This is a genomic window from Streptomyces sp. SUK 48 (assembly GCF_009650765.1).
In the GTDB taxonomy this organism is placed as follows: Bacteria; Actinomycetota; Actinomycetes; order Streptomycetales; family Streptomycetaceae; genus Streptomyces.
The window spans coordinates 100,837-123,163 of sequence record NZ_CP045740.1 but is presented as its reverse complement, the minus strand read 5'-3'; the positions used below and the strand labels follow the sequence as shown (position 1 = coordinate 123,163).

Here is a 22,327-nt window from a genome sequence, read left to right as displayed (position 1 = left end):
GCCCTCCTCGACTCCACGGCGGCACTCCTCACCTGTGTGCTCACTGAAGCCGCCTGTCACAGCGGTCATTTGGGGGCGGTGCGCGAACTCGTCGGGAAATAACGGCTCTCGGCCGTCCTCGTCACGAAGGCGCTGCCCATCGGATCTACCGGCGGACCGCCGAGATCAGTCCACCCGGGCGCTCCTCGCGCTGCGGCGGGGTGCTGATGGGGCGGCCGTAGGCGGCGGCGCGCTCGCGCAGGGTGTGGCTGTCGGCCTCCCAACCGTGCCCGGCCAGCCAGCCCACCGGATCGTCGGGCATCTCCGAGACCCACATGGACGCCGCCGATCCCGGCGTGGCGTCCGGGCCGAAGCGCTCGATCACGCCGCGCGAGCCCAAGGTCAGCCCCATCCGGCTGCCCGCCGCCGACCGCGCGCTGATCCGGGCCGGCAGCAACTCCACCGCGTCCTCGGGCAGATAGATCAGCAGCCCCTCAGCGATCCACACGGTCGGCACCGCCGGGTCGTGCCCCGCGCCGGTCAGCGCGCCCGGCCAGTCCGCCCGCAGATCCACCGGGACGGTGATCCGCTCGCAGCGCGCGACGGCCCGCTCCTGGCGCAGCACCGAAGCCTTGAAGTCCAGCGGTTCGGCGGTGTCGACCTCGAACAGCCGGGTGCCCGCGGGCCAGTTCATCCGGAAGGCCCGGCTGTCCATCCCGGCGCCGAGCAGCACGACCTGCCGGATCGCGGACGCGACGGCATGCCGCAGCAGATCGTCGAGGAACTTCGTCCTGATGACGATGGAGAACGCCACGCCCAGCCGACGGCGTCGCGCGGCCTCGTCCCCGGGCGGCGGCGACGAGAGGGCACCCGGACCCAGACCACCGGCCGTGGCGAACGCCTGTGCCAGCGGGTCGCGGAACAGCGCGTTCTCCCGCTCGGTCTCCAGCGCCCGCACCCTGGCCACCCCCACCGCCGTGGCCCACACTCCCGACGGCCGCACCCGCTCATGCTCCTGCTCATCAGTCACCGCGCCAGCCTATGGGCTGTCCTGGCATCGACCTCCGGGGGACTCGGCACCCACCGGCACCGTGGCCGACGGATTCGCGACGCATTCGAGCAATCTGCCTCTCCGAGAGACAACCACCCATATTCTGAAGGCGTGTTGGCGTCCCCGGCGGTAGACGGGGGGCGCGTATGCGATCTCCCATCGTCTCGCCGGGCCCTTTTCTCTCCCGTGTGGAAGCCGGGCGAAAGCGTGGGGCCGGGGCCGTCACAGCCCCCCGTCTACTCACTCGCCCCCGTAGGGCATCGGCGCCGCTCCCTGCTCCCATGCTCCTGGTCCTCACAGCGGATCGCAGGCGGAGGGCTCGCGGGCGAGGCGCTCGTCGGGTGCAGGCCGGTGAGGGGTCCGGCTGCCATCGCGTCGTCCCGCGCGTGTGGGCCGTCCCAGGACGACTCCGACCAGGACGAGTGCCAGCCCGCACGACTGCTGGGCCGTCAACACCTCTCCGGCCACTGCCGTGCCGAGCAGTACGCCCGTGACGGGGTTGAGCAGTCCGACCAGACCCACGGTCCCCGCGGGCAGGTGCCGTAGCCCGGTGAACCAGGCGGCGAAGGCCAGCGCGGTGGCGACGAAGGTGACGTAGCCGAACGCGAGGAGCGCCGGCGTGGAGAGTGCGGGCGGAGGTCCCTCCACGGCTGCGGCGACCGGTAGCAGGAACAGCCCTCCGGCGGTGAGCTGCCAGGCGGTCGAGGCGAGCACGTCGATGCCGGCGCTCCACCGCTTGGTCAGGATGTAGCCGGAGGATGTCGCGCAGATCCTGCGGGTCACGGGGTCGGCGTGGGTCGGGGCGCCGTGTGGCGGAGGCCGTCGAGGAGCAGGTCGAGGAGGCGGCCGGCGCGTTCGCGGTGGCCGGGAGCGCTCGTCACCAGTGCGAGGCCGGAAAGGCTGAAGCCGACGTCGAGGGGGTCGATGTCGGAGCGCAGGAGACCGGCATCGGCGCCCGCGTGCAGCAGGGTGCTGATGGCGGTGCCGAGCCTGTCGAGGGTCTCGGCGAAGGGGTCGGCGCCGGTGGCGACTGCGGCCCGCAGGGCGTCCGCCATGCCGTGCTTGGCGGCCAGGTAGTCGATGAACCTGTCCATCCACAGCCGCAGCGCCCGGTCCGGCGGGTGGCCGGCCAGCAGGTCGGCGGCGCTGTCGCAGACCCGGGCCAGCTCGTTGCGGTAGGCCGCCTCGACCAGTGCCTCACGAGTGGGGAAGTGGCGGTAGAGCGTGGCCGAGCCGACGCCCGCCGCCTTGGCGATCGTGTCGATCGCGACGTCCGCGCCCCTCTCGGAGAAGGAGCGGACTGCTGCTTCGAGGATGCGCTCCCGGTTGCGCCGGGCATCGGCGCGCAGCACGTTGGGCTGGGCGGTCACGTGTGCTCCCTTCGTCCGGGACCAGTCTAACTGGACAACCGGGGAGTTCCCCGCTTACCGTTCGAGGCGAACCGGGGAACTCCCCGGTTACGGGCGCGGCCCGTCACGCTCCCCAGCTGAGGAAGACCCGTATGACCTCCCCGAAGACCGTCCTGATCACCGGCACATCCTCCGGTATCGGCCTGGCCGCCGCCGTCGGCGCGGCTCGGGCCGGCTGGACGACCATCGCGACCATGCGCGACACCAGGAAGGCCAACGCCCTGCGCGAGGCCGCTGCCGAGGCGGACGTGGCCGACCGCATCCAGGTCAAGCGCCTGGACGTGACCGACCCGGAGAGCATCGCCGCCTGCCTGCACGAGGTCGTCGCCGAGTACGGCGGTCTGGACGCTCTGATCAACAACGCCGGAGCCGCCCAGGTCGGCACCATCGAACAGAGCAGCCTGGACGATGTCCGTGCCGCGATGGAGGTCAACTTCTTCGGCGTGGTGGCGATGACCCGGGCCGTCCTGCCGCACCTGCGGGCCACGCGGGGCCGGGTGATCACGGTCAGCAGTGTCGGCGGCGCGGTGGGCCAGCCATTCAACGAGGCTTACTGCGCGGCCAAGTTCGCCGTCGAGGGCTTCATGCAGTCCCTCTCCCCGGTCGCCGCCACCGTCGGCGTCGACGTCACCGTGATCGAACCCGGCGCCGTCGCCAGCGAGTTCGTCGCCAACCTCGGCCTCGACGTTCCCGCGATGCTCGCCGAGAGCGGGCCCTACGCCCAGGCCCTCCAGGCGTACATCGCCCGCACCCAGCAGTCCTTCGGCAACGCCCAGAGCCCGGACGAGGCCGCCGCCCCGATCATCGACGCCCTGAGCGCCGACCGCCCGCCGTTCCGGATCCAGACCTCGCAGTGGGCCCGCGACTTCGTCGCCACCACCCTCGCCGACCTCGACGGTTCCGCCGTCCGTTCCCTGACCGACACCTGGGTCCGCTGAAGCACTCCGGAACCCGGACCGGACCCGGCCGCCGTGGGCGCGGCTGCCGCCGGGGCGGGGGAGCACGCCCGAGCCCGGCGGCCCGCACCGGTCAGGCCACCTGCCCGGTGACGGCCAGCACGATCTCCCGGACCGTGACGTGGGGGCCCTCCAGCCTCTCTCGCCGACGGGCGAAGAGCAGCAGCGGAGGACCCCGCGCGGAGAACAGGCGCGCCGTCACGGCGCCGCTGCCGGAGCCGGCGCCGGTGATGACGATCAGGGACTTGGCCGTGGGGGAGTCCTTCCGGAAAGACGTGTCGTATCCGTACTCCAGCGGAGCACCGCTCCGGCCCCCGCCCGTGCCGGTACGGGCGCCCGGGCCCGTCGGGGTCTCACAGGCCCCCTCCGCCGTGGCCCGGAGTCCCGCATGCCGTCCTAGGTTCTGTCGTCAAATGTCACGCCCACATCAGGAGTGATGCGAGGGTGACGGCCGCTTGATAGGACTGGGCGGTCTTGTCGTAGCGGGTGGCGATGCCTCGCCACTGCTTGAGGCGGTTGAAGCACCGCTCCACGACGTTGCGGTGCTTGTAGACCTCGCGGTCGAAGGCCGGCGGGCGGCCTCCGCGGCTGCCGCGCCGGGCCCGGTTGCCGACCTGGTCGGCCCGCTCGGGGATCGTGTGCGGGATGCCGTGGCGGCGGAGCCAGCTGCGGATGGCTCTTGAGCTGTAGCCCTTGTCGCCCAGGACATGATCAGGCCGGACGCGGGGTCGCCCCGGTCCCGGGCGGGGCACCCGGATCGCTTCCATCACGGTGATGAACCGGGTGCAGTCGTTGGTGTTGCCGCCCGTGAGGACGAAGGCGAGCGGGCGGCCTCTGCCGTCGCAGGCCAGGTGGATCTTGCTGGTCAGGCCGCCTCTGGACCGGCCGAGGGCTGGGTCGCGGAGCCCCCTTTTCGGGCTCCGGCCGCATGCTGGTGAGCGCGGACGATGGTGGAATCGACCGACACCAGCCACTCGATGTCTCCCGCCGCGTCCGCCTTCGCCTGTGCGGCCTGCAGCATCCGGTCGAACGTCCCGTCCGCCGCCCACCTGCGAAACCGTGTGTGCAGCGTGGCCCACGGACCATAGCGCTCGGGCACATCCCGCCAGGCCGTTCCGGTCCGGAACTTCCACACGATCCCGTTCAGGACCCTGCGGTCGTCCAGCCGCTTCCGCCCCCGCAACGACTCGGGCAACAACGGCCGGACGAACTCCCACTCGGCATCAGACAGTTCATGACGACGTATCACCACACCATGATCCCTCAGCAGTGATCATTTGAAGACACTGCCTAGCCCGGAGAAATGAGTACGTCAGCGGAGCGCGGAACCAATCTGGACCCGCGCGACCTCCTTCCCTCCCGCCGGACGCGGATCCGACCCGACGAGGCCAGGCTGCCCGCGCATGCCGGCCGGCGCCGGGTGCCAGGACTGCGCCGTGATGAGGTCGCCCAGCCGACCGGGGCCAGTGTCGACCACTCGTCCGCCTGGAGCGCGGCCGTACCTGAACCTCTCCACCGCCGTGCTCCGCCGTGGCCCGAGACCCGAGGCCCGACCCCGCCGAGCGCCCTCCACCTGTTCGACCTGGCCAGACCCAGACCGGGTACGGCCCGCACCGACCCAGCGGGTACGGCCCGGACTGCTGCGCGTCCTGGACCCCACCGCCCACGACATCCTCGCCGACTGGAAGACAGCCGCCCGCAGCACCACGGCCGCACTGCGTCTCTACGCCGGGCGCCACCCGCACGATGCGCGCCTAGTGTGAAGGCCGTATGAGCAGCCCCCGCAGGGGTAAGCGTGCTGCATCGTCCGTTGACCTGAGGAGATGTCAAATGTCTGCGTCGCTGGTGGAAACCGTTGATCTCCAGGCTCCTGTTTCCGTCGCCTGGGCGCTGTGGAGCGATGTGACCCGGTGGCCGAAGTTCCTGAGCCATGTGGCCAGGGTGGACAAGCTGGACGGGCAGCGCTTCGCCTGGAAGCTGGAACTGCCCGGAGCTGACAAGGCATTCGTCGCGGAGCTCACCGAGGTGATCCCCGAAGACCGCATCGCCTGGCGCACCGTCGAAGGTGTCGATCACGCCGGAGTGGTCACCTTCCACCGCCTGAGCGACACGACAAGCCGTGTCACCCTGCAGATCGAGTACGACCCGAAGGGATTCATCGAACATCTCGGCGCCCTGACCAATCTCGATTCGACGCTCGCCAACTACGATCTCGGCGAATTCCAGAAGCTTGCTGAGGCAACCACCTCCTCCTGACCCAGCCGGGCGCGTCCGGCCGCCGCACGAACGGGACACCACCGACGCGGCCGGCCGGAGGCCCGAACGCAGCCGTGCGAACGGCCTCGTACCGACACCCCGGCCCGCCGCGCACACCACGACCGCCCCGTGGAGACACACCTCCAGACCGGCAGGCGTAGGGCCAACGGATGAGGGCCTTGGCCAGCCCGATTGGCCACCACACACGCCCCCCCGGTCGGATGATCCCGGCCTGGGATGCCACGACGGTGAGGGGGAGCGCCCGTCCGGGCCGTGAGACAGCGGGACGCTGCTCAGTGCCTCGTTTCGTATCTCGTCAGGACCACGCCGTCGGGGAAGGTCCGCGTCTCCACCAGGTTCAGGTTCACCCAGCTGTCCAGCGCGGTGAAGAACGGCGTGCCGGCGCCCACCAGCACCGGATGGACGGCGATCACGTATTCGTCGATCAGCCCGGCGCGCATGGCCGCCCCCGCGAGGGTTGCGCCGCCGATGTTCATCGGCCCGCCGTCCTCGGCCTTGAGCCGGGTGATCTCGGCGATCGCGTCGCCGGTGACCAGGCGGGTGTTCCAGTCGGCCTTCCTGATCGTCGAGGAGAACACCACCTTCGGAGTGTCCCGCCAGTTGCGGGCGAACTCGATCTCGGCAGGAGTGGCGTCGGGGTGCTGGTCGCCGGTCGGCCAGTAGGAGCTCATCGTTTCCCAGAGCTTGCGCCCGTACAGGGACAGGCCACTCGCCTGTTCGTGGTCGAGCCACCACTGGAAGAGCTCGTGGCTCGGCGGTCCGCTCCAGCCGATGTCGTCGTCGGCCGCGGCGATGTAGCCGTCCAGCGTCAGGTTCATGCCGTAGATCAGTTTCCGCACGGCCCAGCCTCCCGTCTCGTGGGTGTCCGGCGTACAGACCAGAGTGACTCGGGAAACTCATCGATGCGCGATCCGGGCTCGCCGGCAGTCTCCGTGCCCGGAGCTCAGCGTGGTGCACTCGACCGCCACGGGCGCGCGTCCGATCTCGACCTTGTCCTCGCGAAGAGGTGCCATGGATGTGTGAAACTGCCGGGCACATCCAGGGCCTTGGCGTTCGACGCGGAATCCCGGCGCCCTGGACGTAGTCCCCGACGCATCCGCCGCACGGCACGGAGCGGCGCTGGAGCGCGCCGAAGCTGGGATGCCCGGACCCCGCCCGGTGCGGCCGCCCGAGCGCTCAGGGTTCCGTGACCGGGCTGTCCACGACGATCCGGAAAGGCTCGCCGCCGGTGTGCCGGTGCATCGTCTCGGCCGGCTGAGTCCTCCTCGTGGACATCTCACTCCTGCCCGGCGGGGGCAATTGGTGCGACCGTGCTCCCGCGCGCCGTGTCACACCGGTGTTATGGGTCGGCCGGAGACAGTGCTGGGTCCCTGAGCATTGCCCATGACTTCACGTCAGTGCAATGTTACATATCGCTGCCCGCCCCCTCGGGCGGCCTCCCCTCGCTCCCCCCACTGGAGACCAGATGCGTTCTCGATCACTCCTGCCCAGAATCATGGCCGCCGGGCTGGCGGCAGGAGGGCTTGTCGCGGGGCTCATGACCGCCCAGGCCACCGCGGCCCCCGGTGCCACGGGGCCGGTCCCGTCACCGGCCGCCTCGGCGCCCTCCGTGGCCGTGCAGGCGGCCAGGCAGCACGGAAAGGCGACGCCGACCGGACCGGAGACCGGTCGGTCCCAGGCCACGGCCACGCAGGCGAAGCCGCTGCCCGCGAAGCTGCGCGGGCAGCCGGCCGCCCTGGGTTCGGCGACGCCGCCGAAGCCACATCTGCCAGGTCACACGACGCTCAATGCGGCCGGTGTCACGTGCACCACAGCGGACTTCGCGGACCGGTCCGGCGGCGACCTGGTGTCGTACATCAAGACGGTGAACTGGAGCTCCTGTATCAATCCGCTGTTCAACCTGACCGGTACGGACGCGCACGCCGTTTTCAACCAGTCGCAGATGCTCGCGGTGGCGAACGGCGTCGCGAGCGCGGCCGGCTCCTACACCGGTGACGACTCCGGCGGTCTGTACGAGCTGATGTACTTCATGCGGGCCGGCTATTACGTGCAGTACGGCGACCCCCAGGACGTCGGCACCTACGACTCCTCGCTGCGCACCGCCGTCGAGAAGGGGTTCGACGCGCTGTTCGCCGGCGACCACGCGAACGACGTCAGCGCGGGCAACGGAGGCGTGCTGGAGCAGGCGTTCGTCCTCACCGACAGCGCGCAGGTGCAGGCCGACTACCTGGACGTCTACTCCCGGTATCTCAACGCCTACGACAGCGGCGCCTGGGACGCCGTCCCGGAAATGGACCGGGCGCTGAACGCGATCTACACGCCGCTGTGGCGCGGCCCGGGGCTCCCGGACTTCGTCACCGCGATCACCGCCGCCCCCGGCATCGCCGACACCCTCTACGACTTCACCCTCGACCACCGCGACCTGCTCGGCGGGGACAACGACGTCCTCGACTCCAACGCGGGGAACGACCTCGCCAACTTCATCCAGATCCCGGCCCTGCACAGCAAGATCCGCCCGCTCATCAAGGGTCTGCTGGACGGCTCGTCCATCACCGGTGCCACGGACAACCTGTGGGTGCACGTCGCGTACAGGGCCGGCATCGGAGATCCTGGCCAGTGCTCCTACTACGGGGTCTGTGACCTGACGAAGCAGCTCACCGCGGCCGCGCTGCCGATCAGTTACCCCTGTGGCAACTTCACCATCATGGCTCAGGCGCTCACAGCGACGGAGCAGACCGACGTCTGCACGAGCCTCACGCACGAGACGACGTTCTACCAGAACCAGGTCAAGACCGCCGTGCCGATCCCCGGTGAGTACTTCGACCTGAAGATGGTCATCTTCGGGAGCAAAACCGACTACGCGACGTACTCGTGGGCGATCTTCGGCAACGACACCGACAACGGCGGCGAGACGCTCACCGGCACACCCACCGACCCCGACAACATCGCCTACTCCATCCTTTACCAGTGGCCGGTCGACAACGGCTTCACGGCCAACGCGTGGAACCTCAACCACGAGTTCGCCCACATCCTTCAGTCCGTCTACGACATGAAGGGCGACTTCGGCACCCAGGTCACGGTGCCGGACGTCTGGTGGATAGAGGGCCAGGCAGAGTACGTCTCCTACACTTACCGCAACGTCACCGACGACGGCGCGATCACCGAGGCGGCCAAGCACACGTACAAGCTGAGCCAGCTGTTCCAGAACACCTACGCGATCGACGACGAGACGCGCACCTACCCGTGGGGCTACCTAGCCGTCCGATACATGACAGAGAAGCACCCGGACCGGATCCAGGCGATGCTGGCCAAGATGCGGACCGGGGACTACCAGGGCGCCTACGCCGTCTACAACAGCATCGGCACCGGCTACGACGCCGACTTCGACGCGTGGCTCGACACCCTGACCGGCGGGAGCGGCAACGGCGGCGGCTCGGTCACGGCATGCGCCGACTCCAACACCCAGGCCATGGACCGTAACTGCTACCGCTCCGGCCAGTCCAGGGTGGCGGGTGACACCGACTACTTCTGGATCTACCTGCCGGTCGGCACCACCACCCTGAAGGTCACCACCAGCGGCGGCAGCGGCAACGTCGACCTCTACTACGACCCGACGACATGGGCCGGCCCGTCCGCCTACACGAAGAAGTCCACCGGCTCCGGCACTACCGAGAACATCACCGTCACCAACACCGAGGCGGGATACCGGTACATCAGCCTCTACGCGGTGACCGACTTCAACGGCGTCACGCTCACCACCTCGTACTGAGCCTCCGTTCACCGACTGACCCGGGGCCGCGGCACGTCGACTCCGGTCGACGTGCCGCGGCCCCGGCGGTGCACCGGCCGCTCATCCCGTCGCTGCCTAACTGACCATTTCAGAATGAAAGGGGCAAGCCGAAAGGCTGTCAGTCCTCAAGGCGCTGAAGGATCTGTGTGAACTCGCCGTTCTCGATCAGCCCGGTGAGAACATGGGTCATGTTGCTGATGCCGGCGTCACGGACGATGAGCCTGTCCGAGCACCAGAAGTACCGGCTTGCGAAGGCTTCGCCGCCGGCGGTCCAGCGCTTCATGAGGATCTCGACCTGGGCGACGGTGATGATCGTCGCGCTCCACCGGGAACCGTCGTTGAGGTCCACGAAGACGTCGACGCTGTCCACGGACTCCAAGTCCTCGCCGGCATCCGGCAGGAACGCGGCCTCGAACTGCTCTGTGTGGACGCGGTACCAGGGTCCGTCCCAGTTGCCCAACGGTGTGCTGTGGCTCATCGGGCGAGTGTGCCGGGGCCGATTCGGCCTCCTCGTGGCCAGGCCGCGCCACTGCTTGAAGCGGTTGATGCACCGCTCGACGGTGTTGCGCTGCTTGTAGGCGTCCGCGTCGAAGCCGGGCGGGCGTCCGCCGTGGCGCCCGCGACGCAGACGGTGGCCGATCTGATCCGACGGCTGTGGGATGACCGCGCGGATCTGTCGACGGCGCAGGTGGCCGCGGATCGCGCGGGATGAGTAGGCACGGTCGGCCAGGACCATGACGGGGCGGGTGCGAGGCCGGCCAGGGCCTGTTCTCGGCACCCGGATGCGAGCCATGACCGTCTCGAAGGCGGGCGCATCACCGGCCTGGCCCGCTGTGACAACCAGAACCAGGGGCCGCGCTTGGCCGTCTGCGGCCAGATGGATCTTGGTGCTCAGCCCGCCGCGGGAGCGTCCAAGCGCGTGGTCGGCCAGCTCACTTCGGCCTTCAGCCCCCTTTTGAGTTCTCCGGCGGCGTGCTGGTGGGCTCGGACGACAGTGGAGTCGACCGACACGCTCCAGCCGATGTCATCGACGGCGTCCGCTGCCGCGAGCACGGCGGCAGAATCTTCTCCCACGTTCCGTCGACGGCCCATCTGATCAGCCGTTTGTGGGCGGTCTGGAACGAGCCGAGTTCGTCGGGCAGGTCCCGCCAGGGCGAGTTGGTGCGGTACTTCCACGCGATGGCCTCGAGCGTGCGGCGGTGGTCGGCCCACCGCCGTCCGCGAACCGGATCGGCCGGCATCAGCGGCTCGATCCGGTCCCACATCGCATCAGTGATCACTAATCGGACAGACACATCCGATCAACGAAGGCTGCGCGCACGACGCGGCGGAAGCGCTGGCGCTGGCCGCGCGCGCCAGACGACGGGGAAGGAGCGCAGCTGTTGGCGGGCAAGCGTGAGGAGAACCCTGCGGGGTCGTCGAACAACCTGCGCGGTGACGTGCTGCGCGTGCTCGGAGTGCTGAAGGTCGCGACGGTCGAACAGGTCCAGCAGATCTCAGCCCCGCACCTGAGTTACCGGCGCAGCGGCAAGCTGACCCCGTCGAAGCGGAAGCAGGCCTGCACCGCCTCGCACATGGGCGCGCTGTCCGATCTGCGCAAGTACGGCCTGGCGGAGAAGGCTCCCGGCGCGCCGGTCGGGGCCGAGCCAAACCCGGGGTGACTGTGCAGCGGCCACAGGGCTGACCGACCCGGCCCACACATCACGATGGTGCGTCACATCTACTGTCACACACGGCATATCGGGCTGCGGGATGCGGTAGTCCGGATAGAGCTCATTGACACGTTTGACCAGCCGACCAGATAGTGCTCTTCACATTATGAAAATTTCATGAGAGGTCTGGCGTGGCTGAAAGATATCGGGGGAGAATCGCCGTCGGTGCGATCTCCCTACTGGTCGGGGCCTTGCTCACGGGGCAGCTACCAGGGTCGTCCCTACCCGCCGCGTTCGCGCAGACCTCGGATCCGGCGACAACGCAGTCCCCCATCGCCGACGATCCCGCACCGGACACGCTTTCCCCCGGCGTCCGCGAGGCACAGGAACAGGCCCGGCGGGACGGGAAGCAAGTCGAAGTCGTCTCCGAACGCGGCGCGAACCGCGAGGTGTTCGCCAACCCGAGCGGCGCCCTCACCGAGATCACGCACATGGAACCGGTGCGCACCCGCCGGGCGGGCAAGTGGGTCGACATCGACACCAGCCTGCGGCGTCTGGACGGTGCGGGGATCGCGCCCATCGCCTCCGCCCTCGACGTGGTTTTCTCGGCGGGCGGCAACCGGGAGCCGCTGGTCAGGATGAACAAGGCGGGCCGGGAGCTGTCGCTGTCCTGGCCCGGGGCGCTGCCGTCGCCGGTGCTCGCCGGACCGTCGGTGACCTATCCGGACGTCTTCCCGGACGTGGACCTGCGGATGACCGCCGAGCCCGACGGCTTCTCCCAGGTCCTGGTCGTCAAGAGCGCCAAGGCCGCGGCCAACCCGACGCTCGCGGAGCTGAAACTGCCCATGACGGGCACAGGGCTGACCGTCCGATCCACGGACTCCGGGGGGATCGAGGCGGTCGACACCCAGGCGGGGGGCGTGGCCTTCGAGGCGGCGCAGCCCGTGATGTGGGACTCCCGTGAACCCGGTGACGGTAGGGCCGCGAGCACGACCGAAGCGAACGGGCCGACGACGGCCGCCGCCAAGTCCGCCCGGTCCATGAGTACCGCCGCGTCCGCGGTGCCGGCCGGGGACTCCGGCCCGGGCAACGCACCGTCCTCCGAGCTGTACGACGGCCCCGGCGACGGTTCGGCACGAGCCGATGTGCGTGTCTCCGTGACCGGCGACTCCCTGCACCTCACCCCGGACGCGGAGTTGCTCTCCGGTGAGGACACTCACTACCCCGTCTTCATCGACCCGTCGTGGTCCTCGCCGCGTGCGTCCTCCTACGCGATGGTCTCCCGGGCCTACCCCGACTCCGACTTCTACAAGTTCGACGGTGCCGACGACGCGGGACTGGGCTTCTGCCCGCCGAACTTCACCGGCCTCAAGTGCGCGACCAACGACGCCAAACGTCTCTTCTACAAGCTGCCCGTCACGAGCTTCGCGGGGAAGAGCATCACCAGCGCCGAGTTCGTCGTCCGCGAGACGTTCGCCTACAACTGCGTGAAGCAGCCGGTGGAGTTCTGGCGGACCAAGCCGCTCACCTCCACGACCACCTGGAACGACCAGAAGGCCACGGGCTACTGGATCGACCAGATGCCGACCGTGCTCGCGGCCAAGGGCGCGACGGCCTCCTGCCCTGACGGCGACCTCGAGTTCAACGCCAAGGACGCGGTGGTGTGGGCCGTCGCGAACAAGCAGACTTCTCTCACCTTCGGGCTGAAGGCAACGAACGAGAGCGCCGAGAGCCAATGGAAGCGGTTCTCGGGCAACGGCTTTCTGCGGGTCGAGTTCAACAACCCGCCGAGCCAGCCCAAGCAGTCGCAGCTGACCATGAGCCCCGGCGGCACCTGCACGCTGGCGCCCAAGGCGGTCAACGTCATCCCCAAGGCGACGGCCGTCCTGTCGGACCCCGACAAGGACCAGGTCTACGCGGAGTTCAAGGTCGAGTGGAACGCGGGCGACGGCTGGAAGGAACACTGGAACTCGGGCCGCATCGGTCCCAAGGCATCCGGACAGGCGTACACGATCACCCTCCCGTCGAACATCCCGCAGAACGTCACGGCAGCGTGGAGCGTACGTGCCTCGGACGGCAAGCTGTGGGGTCCCTGGAGCTACGCCGGTGACACCCAGACGGCTTGCTACCTGGCCTACGACTCCAAGCATCCGGCGGCGCCGTCCGTGATCTCCTCGCAGTACCCCGCGTCCCGTACCGACGACCCTCTCGACCCGTGGCTGGACGGGGTCGGCCGGTACGGCCGCTTCACCCTCGACTCGACCGCCTCGGACGTGACCAAGTACTGGTTCGGCCTGAACGCGGACCCGACCGCGGCCAACGAGCGCAAACCCGCGACCCCGGGCGGGCCCGTCACCATCGATGTGATGCCCACCCGTCCGGGACTCAACAACCTCTACGTGCAGGCATGGGACGCCAACAACAACGACAGCACGATCGCGAGCTACCAGTTCCGTGTGGCGACCGGCCAGCCCGAACGCGCCGCGTGGACTCTGGACGCCTCGGCCGGTTCGACGCAGGACACGGGCAGTGGCGGCTCCCGGCCTGTCCTCCTCGACGGGACCGCGGCACTCGGTGAACCGGGTGTCCACGGCACCGCCCTCACCCTGAACGGCGGCGCTGCCACGGACGGTTCCGCGGTCGCCGGCCCGCATCAGCTGGACACCGACGGCGACTTCACCGTCTCCACCTGGGTACGTCTGGACTCGGACTCCGCCACTGCCACCGCGGTCAGCGTAGACGGCACCACCCAGGCGGGCTTCTACCTCGGTTACCTCAAGGGCAGCGGAAGCTGGGCCCTGCGCGTACCCACCAAGGACGCGACGGGTGCGGACTTCAACGTCCAGCAAGTCCAGTCGTCCACCCCTGCGCAGGTCGGCACCTGGACACATCTCACAGCCGTCCGTGACGCGCGGGCCGGCAAGTACACCCTGTACGTCGACGGCGCTCTGGCCGGCTCGGCCCCCGTCACCAACACCTGGCACGCCGCCGCCAACCTCCAGTTCGGCCGCGCCAAGTACAACGGCGCCTACGGCGAGGCGTGGCAGGGCGCGATCGACGAGACCGCCGTCTACGACCGTCCGCTGAACGCGCAGGACGTCGGCCGGCTGGCCCAGCAGCAGCCCCTGACCACCGGCCGGCCGGCCAAGGCCGCCTGGGACTTCGACGACCCGGCCACCTCCCTGGTGGCCAAGGGTGCCAGCCAGGTGGACCCGCTGGTCCTCAAGGGCGAAGGCGGTGAGTTCGGCGCCGGCGGGAATGTCGGCGGCGCGCTGGACCTCAGCTCTCCCGCCAACGGCTACGCGAGCACCGCCAGGCCACACCTCGACACCCTGCGCAGTTTCTCGGTGTCGGCCTGGGCCAGACTGCCCAGGACGGAGCCGACCGGAGCGCAGATCATCGCGACCCAGGCCGGCAAGGAGCAGAGCGGCTTCGAGCTCTACTACTCCGCCTCATACCGCCGCTGGGTGTTCAACCGCTACAACTCCGACACTGCGGGCGTCGATCCGACCCGGGCCATGGCGAACCTCGGCAAGCCCGCCGCCGACCAGGTGTACCCCGGCGACAGCTGGCACCACCTCCTCGGCGTCTACGACGGCACGCTGAAGGAATTGCGTTTGTTCGTGGACGGCGGGCTCGTCTCCACGGTGCCGTTCGCACCAGCGCCCTGGGACGCCACCGGCCCGGTACAGGTCGGTGCCGGATCGTACGGCGGCAAGCCCGACGCGTTCTTCACGGGGCAGATCGACGACGTGCACCTGTACGACCGGGTGGTCTCCAAGGACGAGGCCGGCGACCTGTTCAAGCAGCACCCGCAGGTCAAGGGGCGATGGAAGTTCGACGCCACGACGGCCGGCACGCCGGCGACCAGCCCCGACGACAGCACCGGCAAGCGGCCCGCGCTCCTGGGCGCCCAGGCGAGCGTGCGACCGGGCGCCGGCTGGGTCGGCGCCGGCGGTCTGGTCCTGGACGGTGTGGACGACTACGCCGCCGCCGCGACGGTTCCCGTGAACACCAAGGAGAGCTTCACCGTGACCGCCTGGGTGAGCACGGCGGCACGCCCGCAGAAGAAGGTCACCGTCCTGTCGGCGGAAGGAGCCGTCAACAGCGCCTTCACCGTGCGGTACGCCCCCGACCCCGCAGACCCGCAGAACCAGGGCGGCTACGAGCTCGAACTCCCCACCACGGACACCTCGGCAGCGTCCCGGCCCGTGGTACGGCACTCGAGTTTCCAGTCGGACTTCGAGTGGGACCATCTGGCGGTCGTGTACGACTCCTTCGCCGACGAGGCGCGCCTGTACGTCAACGGACACCTGGAACAGGTGCTGGACGCCATGTCGTGGCGGTCCAACGTCCAGCCGTTCCAGGCGACCAAGCAGCTCCAGTTCGGCCGCAACAAGGAGAACGGCACAGCCGGCGAGTACTGGCCGGGCGTGATCGACGACGTGTGGCTGTTCTCCGGCGTGGCGAGTGAATCCCAGATCGCCAAACTCGGCAACGGCGAGTCCCTGGACACGGTCCCGGGCCCGTAGCCACCCGTCCGGAAGCGGCCGGCAGCACGTCCCCGTCGGCCCGTGGGCCCGTCAACGACCGAGCCCACGGGTCCTGGCCCTGCGATCAAACGGCGCCAGGCCACGCCCACCGTCATCCACACCTGCTGGCATCCACTCCCGGCAGCGTCCAGACCCATCGACCTCCTCGCGCACCGACATCCTCATCCACCGACGTAAGGAACCATCGGGTTGTCCAGACCCATACGGCCGCTGCGTGCGGCCCGTCTCCCTCGCTACACCGCCTTGGCGCTGGCCGCACTCATGGCCGGCTCGCTGTTCCAGGCCGATCCGGCGCTGGCCGCGTCGAAGCCCGGCGGCACCAGGCACACGGCACCCGTTGAGGCCGACCACCCGGTCCCCGGCACAGCGCTCAAGACCGAGCCGCGCAAGCGTGACGGACTGGCCTCCGGGCACCGCCGGGCGCCCCGCGCCGCCTGGCCGGCAGCCCGCACCGCGCAGGTCACCCTGCCGCCCACCACCTCCCGTACCGAGTCCGGCAAGAAGGTCCCGGGCACACCGTCCAAGGGTGCCGCCGCCACGCCCCTGCGTGTTCCGGGCATGCCCGTCCGGCTGCTGCCCGCACCAGCGGCGACCGCCCCGGCCAAGGCCGAGGTGCGGCTTCTGCCGCAGGACCGTGCACGCGGTCTCGGTCTCGACGGAGTCCTGCTTTCCGTCAGCGCCTCGGACCCGGCGCGTACGGACTCCGCCGCCCCCCGCGTCGGCGTCAGCCTGGACTACTCCGCATTCGGAGAGGCGTACGGCGGCGGCTACGGCGCCCGGCTGCATCTCGTCACCCTGCCCTCCTGCGCGCTGACCACGCCGAAGCTGCCCCGCTGCCGCAAGACCACTCCGGTGGCCGGCCGCAACGACGGTGAGAAGCGCACGGTCTCCGCCGACTCCGTCGCGCTGCGCCCCGCCGCGTCCCCCGTCGTGCTGGCCGCCGTCGCCGACGCCGGTAGCGGCTCCGCAGGCTCCGGCGACTACACGGCGACACCGCTGTCGTCGTCCGCCATGTGGCAGACCAGCCTTCAGACGGGCGACTTCTCCTGGTCCTACCCGCTGACCGCGCCGACCGTACCCGGGGGGCTGCTGCCCAAGCTGTCCCTCGGCTACTCTTCGGGCGCCGTGGACGGCCAGACCACCACCAGCAACAACCAGTCCTCCTGGGTCGGTTCCGGCTTCGACATGAACACCGGCTTCATCGAGCGGCGCTACAAGCCGTGCAGCGAGGACGGCAGCTGGAGCAAGGACGACGCCCCGGGCGACCAGTGCTGGGGGTACGACAACGCCACCATCAGCTTCAACGGCCGCGCGGGCGAACTGATCCCGGCGGGCAAGGACACCTGGTGGATCCGCAACGACGACGGCACCCGCGTGGAGAAGCTCACCGGCGCGGACCGGGCCAACGGCGACGACGACGGCGAGTACTGGAAGGTGACCACCACCGACGGCCTCCAGTACTTCTTCGGTTACAACCGCCTCCCCGGCTGGAGCGCGGGCAAGCCCGAGACCAAGTCCGCTTGGACGGTCCCCGTCTTCGGCAACGACACCGGCGAACCCTGCCACCAGGCCACCTTCGCCAAGTCCTGGTGCCAGCAGGCGTGGCGCTGGAACCTCGACTACGTCGTCGACCTCAACGGCAACGCCATGTCGTACTGGTACAGCCCGGAGACCAACTCCTACGGCCGCAACCGTGTTGCCGCCGACGACACGCTGTACGAGCGCGGCGGTGTCATCGACCACATCGAGTACGGCCAGCGCAGCGACACGCTGTTCACCGCCAAGGCCGTCGGCAAGGTCCGCTTCACCAACACCGAGCGGTGCATCGAGGCCACGGCCGCCGACTGCGCCGCCGCGGAGATCGAGAAGAACCCCGACCGCTGGGAGGACACTCCGTACTACCTGAACTGCAAGGCCGGCACCGACTGCGACAAGGGCCGGTTCGCCCCGTCCTTCTGGTCCCGCAAGCTGCTTTCCAAGGTCACCACCCAGATCCTGCAGCCCTCGGGCGGCTACGCCGACGCGGACGCCTGGACGTTCAGCCAGAAGTGGGGTGCCGCGGACATCGACCGCGCCCTGCTCCTGGACTCCGTCCAGCACACCGGTCTGTCCGCGAGCCCCTCGATCACCCTGCCCAAGGTGACCTTCGGTTACAAGCAGGCGCCCAACCGCCTGGACCGGCTCGGCGACGGTGTCGCGCCCTTCATCAAGTACCGGCTGTCCAACGTCTCCGACGAGTCGGGAGGGTCGATCGACGTCGCCTACTCGGCTCCCGAGTGCGACTTCGACGCGCTGCCCGCCCCGGAGACGAACACCACCCGCTGCTTCCCGCAGTACTGGCAGCCCGCCGGTGCGGCGGACCCGGTCCAGGAGTGGTTCAACAAGTACGTCGTCACCCAGGTCACCGCGACCGACCGCACCGGCGGCGGCGACGACATGGTCACCAAGTACTCCTATCTCGACGGCGCCGCCTGGCACTACGCCGATGACGACGGCCTGACCAAGGAGAAGTACCGGACTTGGTCGCAGTGGCACGGTTACGGCCGGGTCAAAGTACAGACCGGCGGCTGGGCCGGCATGCGTTCGCTGACCGAGCACTGGTTCCTGCGCGGCATGGACGGCGACCGCAAGAACGCCGCGGGCGGCAGCAAGTCCGTCACCGTCACCGACGGCGAGGGCGGCGACGTCGTCGACCACGAAGCCTTCCAGGGGGACGAACTCAAGACGGTCGAGTACACCGCGCCGGACGGCACGGTGGAGAGCAAGACCCTGAACACCCCGTGGCGCAAGGAGACCGCCAAACGTGTACGGGATTGGGGCACCGTCACTGCGAACCTGACCGGCACGTCGGCGACCCGCTCCTGGGCCCGCAAGCACGACGGCACTTGGCAGCAGACCTCCACCGCGACGACCTACGACGACGAGGGCCGGGTCATCACGGAGAGCGACCTCGGCGAGGCCGCGCCCGGTGACGAGCAGTGCACGACCACCACGTACGCCGACAACGCCACCAACTGGCTGCGCGCCCTGCCACAGCAGGTCGAGGTCCTCGACGTGGCATGCGGCACGGCCGTCACCTACCCCGCGCACCTCCTCTCCCGCAAGCGCAACACCTACGACTCCCTCGCCTTCGGGGCCGCGCCGACGCGGGGCCTGCTCACCAAGTCGGAGGAGCTGGTCGGTTACACCGGAACCACACCCCGGTACCGGTGGAAGAGCACCGGCTACGACGAGTTCGGACGGGCCCGGTCCACTTCCGACTCGTCCGGCGCGACCAGTACGACCGTCTTCACCGCGGCCACCACCACCAAGCCCGGCACGCTGAGCGTGACCGGCACCGAACTCGTCGCCGGCACCCCGTCCAGCGCTCAGTCCGTCGTGACGGAGTTCGACGGCGTCCGTTCGCTGCCCACCGCCACGATCGACGCCAACGGTAAGCGCAGCGACGCGGAGTTCGACGCGCTGGGTCGGCTCACCAAGGCATGGCTCGCCAACCGTCCCAAGGCTTCAAGCCCGACGCCCAGCCTGGAGTACGGCTACCAGATCAAGGAAGGTTCCATCGCCGCGGTCGTCGCCAAGAAGCTGCTGAACGACGGTAACCAGCAAGCGTCGTACATCCTCTACGACGGCTGGCTTCGGCCCCGGCAGTCGCAGTCCGCCGGACCCGACGGCGGACGCCTAATCGACGACACGTTCTACGACGAACGCGGTCTGGTGAAGCGGAAGTACGCGCCCTACTACGCCACCGGCGCACCCGCGGGCACGCTCTTCGGAGTGACCGAACAAGGTGCCGTGGACTCCCAGACGGTCAACGAGTACGACGGCCTGGGCCGCCAGACCGTCAGCAAGGCCCTCCGGGGCAACGGCGTGGGTATGGAGCTGTCCCGCACCACGACCACCCACAGCGCCGACCTGGTCACCGTCGACCCGCCGGTCGGCGCCACCCCGACCGCGACGGTGCTCGACGCGGCCGGCCAGATCACGGAGCTGCGCGAATTCCACGGCGCGTCGCCGACCGGCGCATTCGACAGCACGCTCTACGAGCACGACGCCAACGGGCACCTGACGAAGGTCACCAGCCCGGACAAGGCGACCCGTTCCTACACCTACGACCTGCTCGGACGTCAGCTCACCTCCACCGACCCCGACTCGGGCACCACCAGGACGACGTACGACGACGCCGACCGCGTCACCACGACCACGGACGTCGGCCGCGAGAAGACGCTCGCCTTCGTCTACGACCGGCTCGGCAGGCACACCGAGACCCGGGAGGACTCGGCCACGGGGCCGCTGCTGGCCTCCTGGACCTTCGACACCGTGCGCACGGGGTACCTGGGCAGCTCCACCCGTTACGTGGGCGGCGCCGGGGGTGCGAAGTACACGCAGACGATCAACGCGTACGACAACCTGTACCGGCCGCTGCGCACCACCGTGTCGATCCCGGCATCGGAATCCGGCCTCGGCAGCTCGGCAGGGGTGAGCTACCAGACCAACACCACCTACAACCTGGACGGGACGGTCAAGTCCGCCAGCTACCCGGCGGCGGGGAACCTGCCCGCCGAGGTCGTCGCGCCGACCTACGACGGTCTGCAGCGCGTGGTGAAGGCCGAAGGTCTCGGCACCTACGTCGGCAACGCCCGCTACAGCCTCACCGGGAAGCTGGAGGAGCTGGAGCTGGGCAGCGCGGGCAAGCGGGTCTGGATCAACAACACCTACGAGCCGGGCACCCAGCTGCTGTCCACCAGCCGGACCGAACGCGAGGGCGTTCCCGGGGTCGACCGTGCGGTCACCTACGCCTACGACGACGCGGGCAACGTCACCTCGGCCACCGACGCCTCGCGCCAGGGCACAGACCGGCAGTGCTTCCACTACGACTACCTCCAGCGGCTGACCGAGGCGTGGACCCCGGCCGGTGACTGCGCGAGCGACCCCGGCAAGGCCGCCCTCGGCGGACCCGCGCCGTACTGGCAGTCGTACACCTACACGACGGCCGGGAACCGTGACACCGACACCCGCCACGATCCCGCCGGGAAGACCGACGGGGACATCACCCGCACCTACCGCTACGACGAGAACGACAAGAACCAGCCGAACACCCTGACGTCGGTCTCCTCCAGCGGCGCCGTAACCGGAAAGGACACCTACACTTACGAGCCGGGCGGCGGCACCGAGTCCCTCACCCCGAGCGGTGGAACGAAGCAGTCGTTCGTCTGGGACTCCGAGGGCAACCTCGCCTCGGTCACCAAGGGCACCTCGGTCACCGAGTACCTGTACGACGCGGACGGCAAGCGGCTGATCAGCCGCGTCCCCGGTGTCAGTTCGACACTGTACCTGGGCGCGACCGAGATCACTTGGACCAAGTCGACCGGCAAGACGACCGCACGCCGGTACTACGACCTCGGCGGGGCGAGTGCCGTGCGCCAGGACGACGGCACGTTGTCGTTCGTGATCGGCGATCACCACGGCACCGGCGAACTCGCCGTCGACGCGGCGACCCAGGCCATGGTGCAGCGCCGCAACCTGCCCTTCGGCGGGACACGCGGCACGACGCCGCCGGCCGGGAACTGGCCGGGGAGGAAGGGCTTCATCGGCGGCACGCAGGACGCGACCGGCTTCACCCATCTCGGGTCCCGGGAGTACGACCCGGACACGGGCCGCTTCCTCAGCGCCGACGCGGTGGTCGACCCCTCGGACCCGCAGCAGCTGAACGGCTACGCCTACGGCCACAACAACCCGCTGCGCCGCAGCGACCCGACGGGCAATTACGACCCGGACATGATGGAGTACTGCCGGACCGCCCCGCCCGGGACCTGCGTGGGCGGAAGGGTCGTCCCCAAGCCATCGAAGCCGAAGAAGAACCCGAACCCGGGCATGCACAAGAAGCGTGCCTACATGCCTCCGGTGGAGAATCAGCGCCTCAAGGACATCATCGAGGAGCTGTACATCCGGCCGATGGTAGCCGATTCGGACGTGGTGGGCGACGGTAAGACGGCCACGGCGCTGATCGAGGAGATGAACGAGGGCAAGGGCTTCGGCGGCGACGGAACGAAATGGCACATCGAGAAGGCCGTCGCCAAGCTGGGCGGTCTGCGCGACCTGCTGGAGGACGACCGCAAGGCCAAGGAGGGCACTGGGAAAGGCATCCTCTCGGACGCCGACCGGAAGGTCGCGCTCAACGAGTCGAAGGAACTCTGGACCGCCCTCAACGCAGACGACGTCGCCGGGGCGGTGACGAAGAGGGTGCAGGCCAAGCCCGAGTTCGCGAAGACGGTGTCCAAACTCATCAAGACCGTCATCTCGGCGGAATCGATGAGCGAGGTCACCGGGCAGAAGTTCGCCGTGCCGGAGAACCTCCACCCCAAGGCACCGCAGCGGGCCGTGCCCTCCGGCGAAAGGATCAAGGGACGGGGCTTCGCCAAGGCGTTCGGGGTGGTGGGCGGAGCCCTCAGTGCAGCCCAGTACCCGGCGGACATCTACAACTACGGCGTCAAGGAAGCGACCAAGCAGCTCTCGGAGTCCCTGACGGACCCGCTGGACGTCGTGCCCGACGGCCAGGGCGCAGGCTGCGTCTTCTTCGGTGACTGCTACATAGTGACCCCGATGGCCTGACCCTCTGCCGAGGACGCCGCCGGTCGGGAAACCCACCCGGCCGGCGGCGCG

General features: G+C 69.4%; 11 protein-coding genes and 3 pseudogenes. 6 read left to right on the top strand and 8 right to left on the bottom strand.

Annotation, left to right across the window (positions count from 1 at the left end; all coding sequences use genetic code 11):
• Window positions 1–145: 145 nt before the first annotated feature.
• From GHR20_RS00510 to GHR20_RS00500, 3 genes and pseudogenes are all read right to left on the bottom strand, one after another.
• Window positions 146–1,009 carry a class I SAM-dependent methyltransferase gene (locus GHR20_RS00510; RefSeq protein WP_153811775.1) on the bottom strand — a complete coding sequence of 288 codons (864 nt, stop codon included), beginning with the start codon at window positions 1,007–1,009 and terminating at the stop codon, window positions 146–148.
• Between the two features lie 315 nt (window positions 1,010–1,324).
• Window positions 1,325–1,792: pseudogene (locus tag GHR20_RS00505) on the bottom strand (EamA family transporter); the annotation flags it as partial.
• A gap of 17 nt (window positions 1,793–1,809) precedes the next feature.
• Window positions 1,810–2,400 (bottom strand): TetR/AcrR family transcriptional regulator, encoded by a 591-nt coding sequence (locus GHR20_RS00500; protein ID WP_153811774.1) that lies wholly within the window; start codon window positions 2,398–2,400, stop codon window positions 1,810–1,812.
• A 131-nt stretch (window positions 2,401–2,531) separates the two neighbouring features.
• Between GHR20_RS00500 and GHR20_RS00495 the strand changes: the two genes are divergently transcribed.
• Window positions 2,532–3,377, top strand: a complete 846-nt coding sequence (locus GHR20_RS00495) for an SDR family NAD(P)-dependent oxidoreductase (protein WP_153811773.1) — start codon at window positions 2,532–2,534, stop codon at window positions 3,375–3,377.
• A gap of 91 nt (window positions 3,378–3,468) precedes the next feature.
• Here GHR20_RS00495 and GHR20_RS38065 read toward each other — a convergent pair whose 3' ends face one another.
• Both GHR20_RS38065 and GHR20_RS00485 read right to left on the bottom strand, forming a co-directional pair.
• Window positions 3,469–3,597, bottom strand: a complete 129-nt coding sequence (locus GHR20_RS38065) for a hypothetical protein (RefSeq protein ID WP_275549581.1) — start codon at window positions 3,595–3,597, stop codon at window positions 3,469–3,471.
• Between the two features lie 214 nt (window positions 3,598–3,811).
• Window positions 3,812–4,644 (bottom strand): annotated as a pseudogene (locus GHR20_RS00485) (IS5 family transposase).
• A gap of 581 nt (window positions 4,645–5,225) precedes the next feature.
• On the opposite strand from GHR20_RS00485, the gene GHR20_RS00480 reads away from it, so the two are divergent.
• The gene (locus GHR20_RS00480; RefSeq protein ID WP_111581447.1) at window positions 5,226–5,651 is read left to right on the top strand and encodes an SRPBCC family protein; all 426 of its coding nucleotides are present in this window, start codon (window positions 5,226–5,228) and stop codon (window positions 5,649–5,651) included.
• Between the two features lie 293 nt (window positions 5,652–5,944).
• On the opposite strand, the gene GHR20_RS00475 is transcribed toward GHR20_RS00480, so the two are convergent.
• Window positions 5,945–6,511: a dihydrofolate reductase family protein gene (locus GHR20_RS00475; protein ID WP_153811772.1), complete on the bottom strand. Its 567-nt coding sequence runs from the start codon at window positions 6,509–6,511 to the stop codon at window positions 5,945–5,947.
• Between the two features lie 626 nt (window positions 6,512–7,137).
• Between GHR20_RS00475 and GHR20_RS00470 the strand changes: the two genes are divergently transcribed.
• Window positions 7,138–9,441 carry a collagenase gene (locus GHR20_RS00470; RefSeq protein ID WP_153811771.1) on the top strand — a complete coding sequence of 768 codons (2,304 nt, stop codon included), beginning with the start codon at window positions 7,138–7,140 and terminating at the stop codon, window positions 9,439–9,441.
• Window positions 9,442–9,580: 139 nt separating this feature from the next.
• Here GHR20_RS00470 and GHR20_RS00465 read toward each other — a convergent pair whose 3' ends face one another.
• Both GHR20_RS00465 and GHR20_RS00460 read right to left on the bottom strand, forming a co-directional pair.
• Window positions 9,581–9,940, bottom strand: a complete 360-nt coding sequence (locus tag GHR20_RS00465; RefSeq protein ID WP_153815750.1) for a hypothetical protein — start codon at window positions 9,938–9,940, stop codon at window positions 9,581–9,583.
• Window positions 9,941–9,976: 36 nt separating this feature from the next.
• Window positions 9,977–10,757: pseudogene (locus GHR20_RS00460) on the bottom strand (IS5 family transposase); the annotation flags it as partial.
• A gap of 87 nt (window positions 10,758–10,844) precedes the next feature.
• Between GHR20_RS00460 and GHR20_RS00455 the strand changes: the two are divergent.
• The 3 genes from GHR20_RS00455 (at window position 10,845) to GHR20_RS00445 (ending at window position 22,276) form a co-directional block, all read left to right on the top strand.
• Complete coding sequence (locus GHR20_RS00455) at window positions 10,845–11,123, top strand: hypothetical protein (protein WP_153811770.1); 279 nt, start codon at window positions 10,845–10,847, stop codon at window positions 11,121–11,123.
• A gap of 242 nt (window positions 11,124–11,365) precedes the next feature.
• Complete coding sequence (locus GHR20_RS00450) at window positions 11,366–15,646, top strand: LamG-like jellyroll fold domain-containing protein (protein ID WP_153811769.1); 4,281 nt, start codon at window positions 11,366–11,368, stop codon at window positions 15,644–15,646.
• A 210-nt stretch (window positions 15,647–15,856) separates the two neighbouring features.
• A complete protein-coding gene (locus GHR20_RS00445; RefSeq protein WP_153811768.1) occupies window positions 15,857–22,276 on the top strand; it encodes an RHS repeat-associated core domain-containing protein in 6,420 nt (2,139 codons plus the stop codon).
• The last annotated feature ends 51 nt before the right edge of the window (window positions 22,277–22,327 follow it).